The organism is Capnocytophaga sp. G1920, from assembly GCF_051417515.1.
This window is the reverse complement of the sequence record NZ_JBPRKH010000025.1, coordinates 1-13,996: the sequence shown is the minus strand read 5'-3', so window position 1 is coordinate 13,996 and position 13,996 is coordinate 1. Positions and strand designations below refer to the sequence as shown.

At 41.6% G+C, this 13,996-nt stretch carries 11 protein-coding genes and 1 pseudogene; all 12 read left to right on the top strand.

The window, feature by feature from the left end:
• The first annotated feature begins 136 nt into the window (after positions 1-136).
• The 12 genes and pseudogenes from ACSQ7D_RS11620 (at position 137) to ACSQ7D_RS11565 (ending at position 13,988) form a co-directional block, all read left to right on the top strand.
• A complete protein-coding gene (locus ACSQ7D_RS11620) occupies positions 137-838 on the top strand; it encodes a porin family protein (RefSeq protein ID WP_308766691.1) in 702 nt (233 codons plus the stop codon).
• An 823-nt stretch (positions 839-1,661) separates the two neighbouring features.
• Complete coding sequence (locus ACSQ7D_RS11615; RefSeq protein ID WP_437136349.1) at positions 1,662-1,817, top strand: phosphinothricin acetyltransferase; 156 nt, start codon at positions 1,662-1,664, stop codon at positions 1,815-1,817.
• 106 nt (positions 1,818-1,923) lie between these two features.
• Complete coding sequence (locus tag ACSQ7D_RS11610) at positions 1,924-2,343, top strand: SufE family protein (RefSeq protein ID WP_009411421.1); 420 nt, start codon at positions 1,924-1,926, stop codon at positions 2,341-2,343.
• Between the two features lie 296 nt (positions 2,344-2,639).
• Positions 2,640-2,963, top strand: coding sequence for an iron-sulfur cluster assembly protein (locus ACSQ7D_RS11605; protein WP_002674499.1), 324 nt, complete (start codon positions 2,640-2,642; stop codon positions 2,961-2,963).
• A 20-nt stretch (positions 2,964-2,983) separates the two neighbouring features.
• A complete protein-coding gene (locus ACSQ7D_RS11600) occupies positions 2,984-3,886 on the top strand; it encodes a DUF3078 domain-containing protein (RefSeq protein WP_437136339.1) in 903 nt (300 codons plus the stop codon).
• Positions 3,887-4,091: 205 nt separating this feature from the next.
• Positions 4,092-4,652 (top strand): Crp/Fnr family transcriptional regulator, encoded by a 561-nt coding sequence (locus tag ACSQ7D_RS11595; RefSeq protein ID WP_278590002.1) that lies wholly within the window; start codon positions 4,092-4,094, stop codon positions 4,650-4,652.
• A 75-nt stretch (positions 4,653-4,727) separates the two neighbouring features.
• Complete coding sequence (locus ACSQ7D_RS11590; RefSeq protein WP_437136338.1) at positions 4,728-5,402, top strand: L-2-amino-thiazoline-4-carboxylic acid hydrolase; 675 nt, start codon at positions 4,728-4,730, stop codon at positions 5,400-5,402.
• On the top strand, positions 5,399-5,926 hold the full coding sequence (locus ACSQ7D_RS11585; RefSeq protein WP_264855496.1) for a Crp/Fnr family transcriptional regulator: 528 nt from the start codon (positions 5,399-5,401) through the stop codon (positions 5,924-5,926). Before ACSQ7D_RS11590 ends, ACSQ7D_RS11585 begins: the two co-directional genes overlap by 4 nt.
• Before the next feature lie 517 nt (positions 5,927-6,443).
• Positions 6,444-9,482: a SusC/RagA family TonB-linked outer membrane protein gene (locus tag ACSQ7D_RS11580; protein ID WP_437136337.1), complete on the top strand. Its 3,039-nt coding sequence runs from the start codon at positions 6,444-6,446 to the stop codon at positions 9,480-9,482.
• A gap of 236 nt (positions 9,483-9,718) precedes the next feature.
• Positions 9,719-11,203 (top strand): RagB/SusD family nutrient uptake outer membrane protein, encoded by a 1,485-nt coding sequence (locus tag ACSQ7D_RS11575; protein ID WP_437136336.1) that lies wholly within the window; start codon positions 9,719-9,721, stop codon positions 11,201-11,203.
• A gap of 136 nt (positions 11,204-11,339) precedes the next feature.
• Complete coding sequence (locus tag ACSQ7D_RS11570) at positions 11,340-12,779, top strand: SusF/SusE family outer membrane protein (protein WP_437136335.1); 1,440 nt, start codon at positions 11,340-11,342, stop codon at positions 12,777-12,779.
• Between the two features lie 98 nt (positions 12,780-12,877).
• Positions 12,878-13,988, top strand: a pseudogene (locus ACSQ7D_RS11565) (ISAs1 family transposase).
• Positions 13,989-13,996 lie beyond the last annotated feature (8 nt).

Here is a 13,996-nt window from a genome sequence, read left to right as displayed (position 1 = left end):
GCTTTGATAACGGTTGTAGTAAAGAGACTGATAATCAGAGGCAGTATTATGTTTAACATAAACTTTAACATTATTTTAACATATGGGAGGGGGTAAATTCGTACTTTTGCTCTAAATTAATTTATAAAAGAAAAAAATGTACAGAATTATTACCACTATTGCAGTGGCGTTTGCTACTATTACAGCAGTTAACGCCCAAGAGTTTAAAGTAGGAGCTAAAGCAGGATTACTCCTCTCTGATCTATCTACTTCTGATGCTTCTATTCAAACAAAGGAACATAACGTATTGTATTTAGAAACGACAGAAATAAGCACAGCTATCAAAGCGGGGTTCCACTTTGGGGGCTTTATAGAATACGGTTTTAACGACCGTTTGTTTGTAGAAGGAGGAATAGACTATTCTTTCCAAGGCGCAAAAGTAAAATCTACTAAAACTACTAAGCTTAATCTTTCTTCACAAGATGCTACCTATTATGAATATAAACCAGATGGGGCTTCTATCAGAACGCAACAGCTTAACATTCCTCTTTGGGTGAAGTATGATATTGCTGGTTTCCGCCCCAAAGTAGGGGTGAACTTAGGTTTTTTGACGAAGGCAGAGCTCAAAGCAAAAAGTGAAAATGGAAATTCAGAAACTTTATCGTTAAATCCTAATAAAACATTCGACTTTGGATTGGGTTTAGGCGCTGAATACAATTTGTCTTTTGGTTTGTTCTTTGATGCTACCTTCAATATGGGTCTTACAGATGTCTCTACTAAAGAAAAAACAGCCGAAGAGTTTCCTGCTCTCAATTTCAAAAACCGTGTGATACAAATAGGAGTAGGGTATAAGTTTTAAAAGAATATTATTACTTAAAAGAAAAGACTGCTTTTTACAGCAGTCTTTTTTTTGTTAAAGTACCTATCAAGAGTTGAACAATTTGATTATAAATATAATTCTTTACTCGGTTATAGATTTCCGGCTCACTTATGAACCCCCGAAGGGGGACAAGCCACAAATAGGGTAACTTGTTTAAAAAGAAACATTCTCTTATCACATACTCCGCTATCGTGGGGCACATACCCAGCTGTCGCTGGCTACCTTCAAAGGGGGAGTGTAGTGACGGAAAAACGACAAGCGGGAAAAATAGAGAATTAGAAAATGGGGTAAATGCCAATAATACCAATAATGCGAGAAATACTGATAATTAACTTTGGCAAAGATGCGAGCCACACAGGCAGTCGTAGCACAACGGGCAGAGAATATTAGCAGATTAGAGAATTAGCAAATGGGGGAGGGTTGAGTCGTGCGGAAGGAAACGGAAAAGAACGGAAGAGGATTGAGAGAAGATTTGGTGAAAAAAGGGTGTAAGATGGGTGGGGTTAGCTTATAGAGAGCTTATAGGAAGCTTATACGAATCTTGGACGATTGGTATAGAAAGGGTATATAAGTGATTGACTCATAGTATAATACAACAAGGCTAAAAATGTTAAAAACGGGGGTTCGAGGCGAAAGAAAGAGGAAGAGGTGATAGGCCTTAGGCCATAGGCACTAGGAGGGAGTATGACGGAAAAAAGAAGGAAATGACGAGAGACGAATGACGAATGACGAAGGTAATGTGGTAAAAATATCTCTTTTCTAACATATCCAGCTGTCGCTGGCTACCTCTCTGAGGGGGAAACTGTGGCGAGTCATTTATTGGGTAAGCCCCCGAACCCCCGAAGGGGGACAAGCTGGAAAAGCTGACACCCCCCCTTTACACATACCCAGCTGTCGCTGGCTACCTCCAAAGGGGGAATTAGGGACGAAAACATATTCCTTTAAAGGGGGAATGTAGTGACGTGACAAGAGGCTGTATGGAGCGTTAAAAGAGCGTTAAAATATTTGCTATTAGTTGTCAGTTATTATTTGTTTTATATCTTTGCGCCCTAAAAGTAACATAAATGACTATTCAACAGATTCAGAATGAGCTTATTGAAGACTTTTCACTGTTTGATGATTGGACGCAACGTTACGAATATCTGATAGAATTAGGCAAGTCGTTACCTCTTATCGACGAAAAGTATAAGACGGAGGAGTACCTCATAAAAGGCTGTCAGAGTCAGGTGTGGTTACACGCCGAAGAGGAAGATGGCAAGCTTATCTTTACTGCCGATAGCGATGCGATTATCACCAAAGGGATTGTTGCTTTATTAGTGAAAGTGTTCTCTCACCAAACGGCTGAGGATATCCTAAAAGCGGATATGAGTTTTATTGATAAAATAGGACTGAAAGACCATCTATCACCTACTCGTGCGAACGGGTTGGTGAGTATGATAGGGCAGATGAGGGGATATGCTGCTAAGGTGTTAGGGAATAGATAAGAAGAAATACACCTGGCGGTGTAGAAATTAAACAAGTCTATTCAAATCAAACAGATATATCTTTATTAGATTTCTGAGGCGTTAGACTTATCTCTTTAAAAAAGAAAAATTAAATGACTGAGAAAGGGTGAGTATGATAGGGCAAATGAGGGGATATGCTGCTAAGGTGTTGGGAAATAGATAAGAAGGAATACACCTGGCGGTGTAGAAATTAAACAAGTCTATTCAAATCAAACAGATATATTTTTATTAGATTTCTGAGGCGTTAGACTTATCTCTTTAAAAAGAAAAATTAAATGACTGAAGAAAGAAAGATAGAGCAATTGGGCGAGAAAATCGTTGAGGTGCTCAAAACGATATACGACCCTGAAATACCCGTAGATATTTACGAATTGGGGCTTGTTTATGACGTGTTTGTGAACGAAGACTTCGATGTAAAAATATTAATGACTCTCACTTCGCCTAACTGCCCCGTGGCAGAGTCTCTCCCAATGGAGGTGAAGGAAAAGGTACAAAGTATTGACGAAGTGCACGAAACGATTGTAGAACTCACTTTTGACCCGCCGTGGAATCAGGATATGATGAGTGAGGTGGCGAAACTTGAATTAGGATTTTTGTAAAAATTATAAATAAATCACTTATGAAAAGACTTTTATTTTCAACTCTATTATTGTCTTCAGCAGTAGTTTTTGCTCAGGAAGACCAAACGAATGACGGTGTAGCACAAGACCCTACGGCAGCTCCAACAGAGGAAGCTCCTGCTCCTCGATGGACAAAGAGTGGTAACGCTTCACTGATGTTCTCGCAAGCCGCCTTCAACCACGATTGGACAGGAGGGGGAACTAACAACGTAGCAGCAAGCCTTGCGGTGAGCTATGCTTTCAACTACAAGAAAGACAAATGGGCGTGGGATAACAACGTATTTGTTGATTACGGGATTACTAAACTTGAAGGTGATGACTATTCAAGAAAAACCACAGACCGTTTTGAGGTGAACTCAGTACTCGGTTACCAATTGAACAACCCACAGTGGTACTATTCATTCTTCTTGAACTTCAAAACACAAATGACCGATGGTTACAAATATGAGAGCACTGGTCGTACGCTCATAAACCAATTGCTTTCACCTGGATACTTACAATTTGGTCCTGGTATGTTGTGGAAGAAGAGCGATAACCTAAAAGTGAACTTGGCTCCTGCAACTTCTAAAATCACGACTGCTAAAAGCCGTTGGACAGAAACAGGTCCTTTCTACGGTGTTGAACAAGGAAAGAACATTCGTTATGAACTCGGTTTCTACTTGAACGGTTATGCTAAGTTTACTGTGATGGACAATGTATCTTTCGAGAATATCCTCAGTTTGTACAGCAACTATCTCGACAAACCACAAAACGTAGACTTGGATTATACTGCAAACATTGTGATGACTATCAACAAGTACTTATCAGCTAACTTTACTTTTCAAGCTATCTACGACGACGACGCTGCTAAAGCTTTCCAAATTCGTGAAGTATTGGGCTTAGGAGTAAACTACAAGTTTTAGTGTGAGGTGCGAGTCGCACACACAATTGTAGCACGTTAGCAATTAGTAAAAAATAGAGAAGGGACTACCTTAATGGTAGTCCTTTTTTGTTTTATTGTTGGGAGGTTGTGGATTATTCGGAGGAAGCATTTGTAAGAGCTAAGATTGGTATTTAGAAAAATAGTAGTACCTTTGCCTCACACATTATTGCTGAATTGGAGAAGAATTGGAGAAACTAATTGCATACATACAAAAAACCGTTCCTGAGCTAAAAATACAGGAACAGATGCTTAGAGAGGCTTTCCAAAAAGAGAGCGTTGCTAAAGATGCCTTGCTGTTAGATTTCGGACAAGTGTGTGAGCATTATTACTTTGTAAACAAAGGAGCTCTTAGGATATTCTTTTACGATGAAGGAGAGGAATACACGAGCTGGATAGCTTTTGAAGATTACTTTTTTACAGAGCAAAATAGTTATACAGATTGCTTACCTTCTCGTTATGCTATTACAGCTATTGAAGAGACTGAAGTACTGAAAATACATAAACAACAAATGCATTCACTTCTACAAAATAGCTATGAGTGGCAACAGTTCTTCATACAAAATGAGCAACAAACAATATTACGGCTGATGGAAACTATTGAACTCTTCCAAAGACAATCGGCTAAAGAGCGATATGAAGCCTTGTTCAGCTTTCCTGCCTTTATACAAAAAGTGAAACAAAAAGACCTTGCTACAATGCTCGGAATGACTAAATACTCTATCAGTAGGCTAAAATCTTACAAGTAAAGAGAGGAAGTTGCCAAATAGCAACTTTTTTGTGTATTGCTGTGCGTAATTTTGCATTTATAAAACAAATGTAAAATGAACCAAGAAGAACAATACAGTTTTAGTCCGCTGGACAGCTATCAGTGGATAAAGAAAGAGGCTTTTGCTTATATAAAAGCCCAACAATGGATAGATGAAGCACTGTTTGAAGACTTTTTAAACGCTTTTGAAGATTATTTTAAGCACTCATTACAAAAAGTATCTCATCTTATCAAGAATGAGTTGGACGAAGGGAATGTGCAATTTGCGGTTTTGGTAGTAGCTTTGTATGAAGCTTTTGTGAAGATAGGCAAGGAAGATAAAGAGGCTTTCAAATATGTGTGCCTTGCTATCAATGAGCCGATAGCTCCTTTTATGGAGCAAAACACAGAGGCTTTCTTAACAGCTTCGGAGTACCCTTTTAAGGCGATAGTGGAGATATCGAAAGCACGAGAAGCGTATTATTTTGGCAAGAGTTTTGGCTTTGAACGCCTTATAGATGATGATTACGGTTATGTTTTGCAAATTAAAAAGTGTTTGTTTCACGAAGTACTAAAAGCTCTTGAACATACTTTTTTGCAGAGAATTATATGCCAAGTAGACTGCGGTTGGATAAAAGGCATTAAAACAGAGCTACACAACTTACATTTTGCACGACCCACTACTTTTGCTACGGGCAATACCTGCCAAATGTGGTTTATAAAAGAAGAAAAAACAGAAGATATACAATGACCCTAAACCTCGATTTCCTCAGTCAGTATTTTACTGAAGTACATTTCGATAAAGATGCTCTCATCACTCGTGCTGGCGAGGTAGAGCACTCGCTCTATTACCTCAGCGAGGGCATCGTGCGCTTTTTCTACTACAACCCCACTACCGATAAAGAAACGACGGTGGATATCCTCTTTGCCGAGCAGTTTTTTATGTCGTATGCCTCGTTTGTAAAGCGTGAACCTTCCCTCTTCTCTATTCAAGCGCTGAAAGATGTTACTGTCTATAAGATAGGTCGTGAACACCTTGAACACCTCATAGAGCAACAAGAGTACCTACAAATAAAAGCTGATATCTTGGAACATCTGCTGATTGAGAAGATGCAACGAGAGGCGCAGTTCTTATTGCAATCACCCGAAGAGATTTACTGCAATCTATTGGAGAAAGACCCTAAACTTATCCAAAATATTCCGCTGAAATATATTGCTTCTTATATTGGCATTACCCCCCAAGCGCTGAGCAGGATTAGGAAAAGAATATTTTAATGGTTGATTATCGTTATTTTATTTTAGTAAAGTATAGCGTTAGTAAGCTATTTTGGCTTTGTGCGCTGTAGGTGAACTTGGTGTTATTATCTGAAAAGACAAACGACAAGTCTACTTAGTTTTGAGGATTGGTAACATTATAATATTTGCCACCCTCTTTTGCCTAGTAAAATGAATAAAGTTGTGGCAAGGAGCGCTGAAAAAATAAGTTTTTTCATAGAATTGTTATTTTAATGCGCCACACACACATAACAAATTATCCTTTGTCAAATGTTCTTTGTTAATTACTTTTACATTCTTTCTATATTTTTCGTTACCACTTTCTTTTTATTTTGTTGTTTATCAAACAGCTACATTTTTACTTATCTATATTTTCACTATCCAATGTTTTTAGTATATTTTTAACGTTTTATCTTTGCGCCAGAATTAGGTATTAGGGAACAGGTGTTAGGTGTCAGGAGACAAGTGTCAGGCACAAACTCTTACCTCTTCTCTTACCTCTTAACTTTTAACTAAAATGAAAGGAAAACAAAGAACTTTATTAAACAGTATTGGCAAGCTCGCCTTGCTACTACTTTTTAGCTTGCTTTCTACCGCCCTTTCTGCCCAAAACAAAAAGATTAGCGGAAAGGTAATCGATGAAAAACACCAGCCCGTGCTGGGGGCATCGGTGGTGGTGAAAGGCACTACTAAGGGTACTACTACCGATTTCGATGGGAATTTCACGATAGATGTACCTGCTAAAGCCACGCTATCGGTTTCGTTTATAGGGTATCACACCCAAAATGTAGCGGTAGGCAACCAAAACCAACTCACTATCGTGCTCAAAGAAGAACAAGAGCAGTTAGACGAGGTAGTGGTGGTAGGTTATGGTACTGTCCGCAAGAAAGACCTTACGGGGGCTGTCTCTTCGGTGTCTAACAAAGCCCTTAAGGAGAAACCTATTGCCAACGCTGGGGAAGCACTCCAAGGGCGTGCTGCTGGGGTGCAAGTAACTTCGGCGGGAAAACCTGGTGACAACGTGTCGTTTCGCATTCGCGGTATCAGTACGATTAACAACAGTGAACCGCTACTGGTTATCGATGGGGTACCTACCGACCTCGGTATCAACGCGCTCAATGTAGATGATATAGAAAATATCGATGTGCTAAAAGATGCTTCGGCAACAGCGATTTACGGTTCTCGTGGTGCCAATGGGGTGGTGCTCATCACTACCAAAAAAGGAAAAAATGGCGACGGCAAACTGTCGTTCAGCACCAATGTAGCTCTTCAACAAGCTACCAACTTACCCGTGATGCTCAACGCGCGTGAGTTTGCTTCTTTTCACAACGAAATGATTGCCAACTACAACCGCACCCCTGGGGTAAGTCCGCTTACACAACGTCCTGATTTCGCCAATCCTGAAGACTGGGGGGAAGGCACCAACTGGCTCAAAGCGCTTTTCCGTCCTGCTTTTATGCGTAACTATTCGCTTTCATACTCAGGTGGTAACGACAAGAGTAATTACTACGTATCAGGAGGTGTGTTCGACCAAGATGGGATTATCCTCAACACTTCTTACCGCCGTTATACAGTGCAGTTCAACGGTGAGTCGCGCGTAAAACCGTGGATTAAGTTTGGTAACAACCTCACCCTCAGCCACGACGAAAAGAAATCGGGCGACTACAACATCCGTATGGCGATGGCTTCTTTGCCTACACAACCTATTTATAATGAAGACGGTAGCTACTCAGGCCCGGATTCGCCTGCCCATCAGTACAGCGATATCCGCAACGTGATAGGTACTGCCCTTATCAACGGACAAAACACTACCAAAGGCTATAACATTTTGGGGAATATCTTTGCCGAGATTACTCCTGTAAAACATTTGGTATTCAAAACTACTGGAGGGCTCGATTTTAAATATTGGGACAACCGCAGTTTCTCCCCTAAATACAACTGGAAACCAATACCTAATCCGCTTTCTAACCTCTATCAAGATGCTAACAAGAGCACTACCCTCCTTTGGGATAACACACTCACTTATACCAATACTTTTGCCCAAAAGCACTTCCTCAATGTGATGGTGGGCACCAGTGCGCAAAACAACGTGTATAGCAAAATCAATGCAAGTGTGAGCAACTTCTTGAGCGACCAGCAAAACCAACTCAGCAAAGGCTTGGAAAACCCTACGGTAGGCGGTACGATGAACGATTGGGCTATCCTCTCCTTCATTGGGCGACTCAACTATACTTATGCCGATAAGTACTTGCTCACTGCTACGGTGCGTCGCGATGGTTCTTCGCGTTTCTCCAAAGAAAACCGCTGGGGTACTTTCCCTTCTTTCTCTTTGGCGTGGCGCGCATCAAATGAGTCTTTCTTCCCTAAAAACGACTATGTAAACGATGTGAAATTGCGCGTGGGTTACGGTATGACCGGTAACCAAGGCGGTATTGATAACTATGCTTATTTCACCAAATTGCGCACAGGGCAATATGTGTTCAACAACAATTTGGTTTCTACCCTCTATCCTCACGTGATGCCTAACCCTAATGTGAAATGGGAAACCGTAGAGCAATTCAACGGGGGTATTGACCTTGCACTACTCAAAAACCGCTTGAACCTCACTTTCGATGCTTATATCAAAAACACCAGCGATATGTTGGTGCCTATGGCGGTATCAGTAAGCTCTGGTTATTCGGATATCAACGTGCCAAGTATCAACGCTGGTAAAGTGGAAAACAAAGGGGTAGAGCTTACAGTGTCATCAGTGAATGTAAATAAAAAGGACTTCCAATGGAATACTGATGTAAACGTATCGTTCAACCGCAACAAAATCGTGAAGATGAACGATGGTGTGCCTTTGTTCACTGGTTTTGAGGCGTTCCTCACCAAATTGCAAATCCTCTCCGAGGGTCACCCTGTGAACGCTTTCTATGGCTATGTAATGAACGGACTTTTCCAAAACCAAAACGAGGTGGACAACTATGCTACTCAAGTGGAAAACGGTACCGCCCCTGGTGATGTGAAGTTCCGCGACCTCAACAACGATGGGGTCATCAATGCCGATGACCGTACTTATATTGGTAATCCGTTCCCTGAATGGACATTCTCTATGAATAACAACTTCAACTACAAAAACATCGATTTACAGATATTTTTACAAGGCGTAGCAGGCAACGATATCTACAATGCCAACCGTATATGGCAAGAGGGAATGTCGGTACCACAAAACCAAATTGCCAAAGTAAAAGACCGTTGGACTGGCGAGGGCACTAGCAATAGCATTCCGCGTGCTATCTATGGCGACCCTAACCAAAATACGCGTCACTCTACCCGCTTTGTAGAAGACGGTTCGTATTTGCGCATCAAAAACGTAACTTTGGGGTATACCCTTCCTAAAGAGGTTACTCAAAAATTCCATACCGATATGTTGCGCATATATCTGTCTTGCCAAAATCTCTATACTTTCACCAAATACAGCGGTATGGATCCCGAAGTAGGCACTGGTGGCGTTGATAGCGGTACTTACCCTGTAACCCGCACAGTTAGTTTCGGATTAAATGTGCAGTTTTAATAACCCCCGTTCCCCCGAAGGGGGACAATCTGAAGAAGTGAGTATTTAATTCTTACTTGTTATCTTTGGAGATTGTTTCCTTCTCTTTGAAAAGTCCGCGAAAGCGGAGTATGTGGGAAACGGGTGAGAGCAATAAAAACACAATTATAAACCATAAAACAATATTACCCCTATGCAGCCTTTGTGGCTTGCCCCCTCTACTTGGGAGAGGGGAATGGGGGAGAGGAATTAATACTATGAAAAAGATATTATACATTACCCTATTAGCATTTCCGCTCTTCACGGCTTGTTCTAAGTTTTTGGACAAGACCCCTTACGAAGATTCAAGTGCTGAAAACATAAGCGATGCGGCATCAGCAATTGCTCTTACCAATTCGGCTTATAAACCCTTGCAACGCTCTAACCTCTACAATATGCGCCTCTGGACGCTCGACATCGTAGCAGGTAACAGCATCGTAGGCGCTGGAGGAGGTACCGATGGACTCGAAACCATCACCCTTTCCAACTTCAATGCGACTGCCGATAACCCTTTGGCGCTCGAAATATGGCGCGGTTGTAACCCTGGTATTCTCTATTGCAATACGGCTCTAAAAGCTTTGCCTTCTGCCAATATCCCTGAGGATATCAAAAACCGCTGTATCGGTGAAGCCAAATTCCTCCGCGCGCACTACTATTTCCTTTTGGTGCAACTCTTTGGCGATGTGCCTCTTCAGCTCGACCCTAAAGAGAGTTTGACTAACAAAACGCCTTTCCGTCAAAGCAAAATGAAGATATACAACGAGGTGATTATCCCCGACCTCAGAGAGGCTTTCAACCTATTGCCCACACGCGAGCAATATAGCAATGCCGATAAAGGTCGCGCAACCAAAGGTGCTGCAGCGGGTATGCTTGCCAAAGTATACCTCACTTTGGGCAGATATAGCGAAGCTCTTGAAATGTGCAACGCTGTCGAAAACCTCGGTTATACCCTTAATCCTGATTATTCCGATTGTTTTGGCGCTGCCGAACGCAACAAAAACACTGCCGAGTCTATCTTTGAAATTCAGTATTACGGACTTACCAAAGACGATTTCTGGGGCGAAGAAAACCAAGCCTCTTGGCTCAGTACCTTTATGGGTCCTCGCAACAGCGGTTGGGTAGGTGGTGCTTATGGGTGGAATCAGCCTACACAAGAGTTTGTAGACCAATACGAGGCGGGCGACCTCCGCAAAGATAAGACGATTCTCTACGAGGGTTGTCCTAATTTTGAAGGAAATGTATACCGCGCTTCAATGTCTAACACGGGCTACAATGTGCGCAAGTTTTTAGTGCCACTAAGTCAGTCTCCCGATTTCAATACCAACCCTGCCAACTTTGTAGCGCTCCGCTTTGCCGATGTACTCCTAATGAAAGCGGAAGCTCTCAACGAGTTGGGTCGCACCACTGAAGCCGAAGTGCCTTTGTACAAAGTGCGCACCCGTGCGGGTCTTACCCGTCGCGCTGATATAGAGAACCTCACCCAAGCGCAAATGCGTGAGAAAATACGCCACGAACGCCGCATAGAACTCGCTTTTGAAGGGCATCGTTGGTTTGATATGATTCGCTGGGATAACGGTCAGTACGCACTCAATTTCTTGCACTCCATAGGTAAAACCAACGCCCGCGAGAAACACCTGCTCTTGCCCGTCCCTCAAAAAGACCGCGACGCCAACCCTAACCTCACCCAAAACCCAGGTTGGTAGTGCGAGCCGCACAGGCAATTAAAACAAATTACTTAATTAACAAATAAAAACAATTTCACCCTTGTCGCTTTTGCGGTTTCCCTCCCCCTCGCCTTCGGAGAGGGGGAGAACGGAGGGGGTGAGGACACAAACTAATATGAAACCATACCATTTATACATCGCCTTCCTCTTACTGCTCCTTACGGGCTGTAAAAAAGAGGACTATATGGAGCTCTTCAAAGAGGGGAAACCCTTTGAATTGAAAGCTCCTAAAGAAAATGTCGCCTTAGACGCTGCCAACCCCGAACAAGAAGCGATCAAGTTCACTTGGACGGCGGCTTCCAATCGCGGAACTAATGCCGCTATCACCTATACTTTCCAAATGGATGTGCAAGGCAACAACTTTGCGGGAGGTATCAGCGAGAATGTAGGTCGTGAAGCCTATGAGAGAGTGTATAAAAACGAGGAACTCAACAACCTATTGCTCAATACTTTCAAAGTTGCGGCAGACACCGAAGTTACGATGGAAGTACGCATCATTGCCCAAGTAGCCTCTGGCGAGGGAATGAAACAACACACCAATGTGAAGACGGTGGTTTTCAAAACGCATACCCCTATCAGTAATACGTTGTATATCATCGGTAGTGCTGCCCCTCACGGTTGGAGTGCCGATCAAGCCGAAGAGATGAAACCCGTTGAGGGTACTCCTAAAGCCTTTGCGTGGTCAGGACGATTATCTGCTGGCGAAATCAAGTTCATCACTACCAAAGGTCAGTTTATACCATCGTATGGCAAAGGCAGTAATAATAGCGAGTTGCACTTCCGCAAAACCGATGCCGATACGAGCGATGAGAAATTTACAATTGCCGAAAGTGGTGTCTATACCGTGAAAGTGAACCTTATCAACCTCACCATAAGCATCACCAAAGGCGAAGCGCCTGAATATACCGAGTTGTGGTTCGTAGGTGAACCCACTGGTTGGAGCTTCAAGAAAATGACTGTAGACCCTACTGACCCATTTGTGTTCCACTACAATGCCGATTTAGGCAATGGAGGTGAGTTCAAAATAGGTACTAAAGAAGGCGATTGGTTAGCAGTATTTTTCCGTCCTAAAGAAAATAATACTGCTGAGGGTAGCGACCTCCCTGTGAAGAAATGGGCAGGCGACCCCGATTACAAATGGAAAATTTCAGCAGGTACTTACAAGATTACGCTCAACACTCGTACAATGAAGATTGACATTGTGCCTTTCACTCCTTATGCAGGAATGTATATGATTGGTAGTGCCACCGATGCTGGTTGGGATATCAACAATCCTATTGCAATGACTGTCGATAACAGCAGTCCTAATGTCTTTACGTGGGAAGGCGACTTAAAAGCGGGCGAACTCAAATTCTCTTGCGACAAGAAAAGCGATTGGGGTGGCGACTGGTTCTTGGCTGCTAAAGCTGATAAAGCCCCAGCAGGTGTGGAAGAACCGATGATTTTCAGCACCCACGGTTCTACCCCTGATAACAAGTGGAAAATCAGCGAGGCGGGCACCTACAAAATCACCCTCAACCAACTTACCCAAAAGGTGATGATTAAAAAGCAATAGTCCCCTCCCCAGCCCTCCCCCAAGGGGCAGGGCTGTTACAAAGTTTTGTAAGTTATTTTAAATTACTATTTTTGCATTCTAATAAAATGTAAAAGTCTATGACACTGATAGAAATGTTATCTAGTATAGAGGATACTAGAAAAAGACGCGGTATCCGCCATAAAATGCCTAACTTCCTGATTATGTGCCTAACAGCAATAATGTCAGGTTATACTGGTTATCGAGAAATAGGCCGTTTCCTCAAAGAAAACCAATGGGAGTTTAAAAAGTATCTAACTTTCTGTAAAGTACCTACATATGGCTCTATTAGAAGGATATTTATGGAAATTGATTTTGATGATTTTGCCCAAAAATTCAATCAGTGGACTGCCCAATTTTTACCAATGTGTCAAGGTGAAACACTTGCTGTTGATGGAAAGGCTATTGCAGGAACTATTAAAGACACTCAAAATAACTATCAGAATTTTGTTTCATTGATAAGTGTTTTTGCTTCACAAAGAGGCATTGTATTAGCTTGTGATAAATTAGAGAACAAAAAAGAATCTGAAATTTATACCGTTCAAAGACTCTTACAAGCCTTAGACATTCAAGGTGAAATAATCACTTTAGATGCCTTACATTGTCAAAAAAACTCTTGAAACTATTATAAAGTCAAAAAATGACTACATAGTACAAGTAAAAGGTAATCAAAAAAAGCTTTTTGAGCAAATAAAAGCAAATGTTGCTACAAAAAAGTATTTAATGCACACTTACCAAGAGTGTTCTTTGCTAAGAGGTCGTGATGAATTGCGTATTACCAAAGTTTATAAAAATTTAGAGGGTATTTCTCCTGAATGGTTTGGTATAAAGCGAATTATAGAAACAACACGTTATGTCAAAACAAAGAAAGGTCAGACAATAGAGATAGTTTACCATATTAGCAGTGTAGCTAAGAATAAGGCTGATTTCTTTGCTAATCACATACGTTCTCATTGGGGTATAGAAAATCGTTTGCACTGGGTGAAAGATGTACAAATGAAAGAGGACAAGAGTAAGACTAAATCAGGTAATGCTCCTGAGAATCTTTCAATAATGAGAAATATATCAATTAACCTATTTCGTCTTAATGGAAAAGACTCTATCAAGTCAGCTATGGAATGGAGTATCATTAATTTCAAAGAACTTATGAATTTAATATATTATAAATCAAACATTTGTAACTCTATGTAACAGCCCTG

Coding starts and splice junctions, on each gene's coding strand:
- ACSQ7D_RS11610 (WP_009411421.1), top strand. CDS start 1,924: ATGACTATTCAACAGATTCAGAATGAGCTTATTGAAGACTTTTCACTG.
- ACSQ7D_RS11600 (WP_437136339.1), top strand. CDS start 2,984: ATGAAAAGACTTTTATTTTCAACTCTATTATTGTCTTCAGCAGTAGTT.
- ACSQ7D_RS11585 (WP_264855496.1), top strand. CDS start 5,399: ATGACCCTAAACCTCGATTTCCTCAGTCAGTATTTTACTGAAGTACAT.
- ACSQ7D_RS11605 (WP_002674499.1), top strand. CDS start 2,640: ATGACTGAAGAAAGAAAGATAGAGCAATTGGGCGAGAAAATCGTTGAG.
- ACSQ7D_RS11570 (WP_437136335.1), top strand. CDS start 11,340: ATGAAACCATACCATTTATACATCGCCTTCCTCTTACTGCTCCTTACG.
- ACSQ7D_RS11580 (WP_437136337.1), top strand. CDS start 6,444: ATGAAAGGAAAACAAAGAACTTTATTAAACAGTATTGGCAAGCTCGCC.
- ACSQ7D_RS11575 (WP_437136336.1), top strand. CDS start 9,719: ATGAAAAAGATATTATACATTACCCTATTAGCATTTCCGCTCTTCACG.
- ACSQ7D_RS11620 (WP_308766691.1), top strand. CDS start 137: ATGTACAGAATTATTACCACTATTGCAGTGGCGTTTGCTACTATTACA.
- ACSQ7D_RS11590 (WP_437136338.1), top strand. CDS start 4,728: ATGAACCAAGAAGAACAATACAGTTTTAGTCCGCTGGACAGCTATCAG.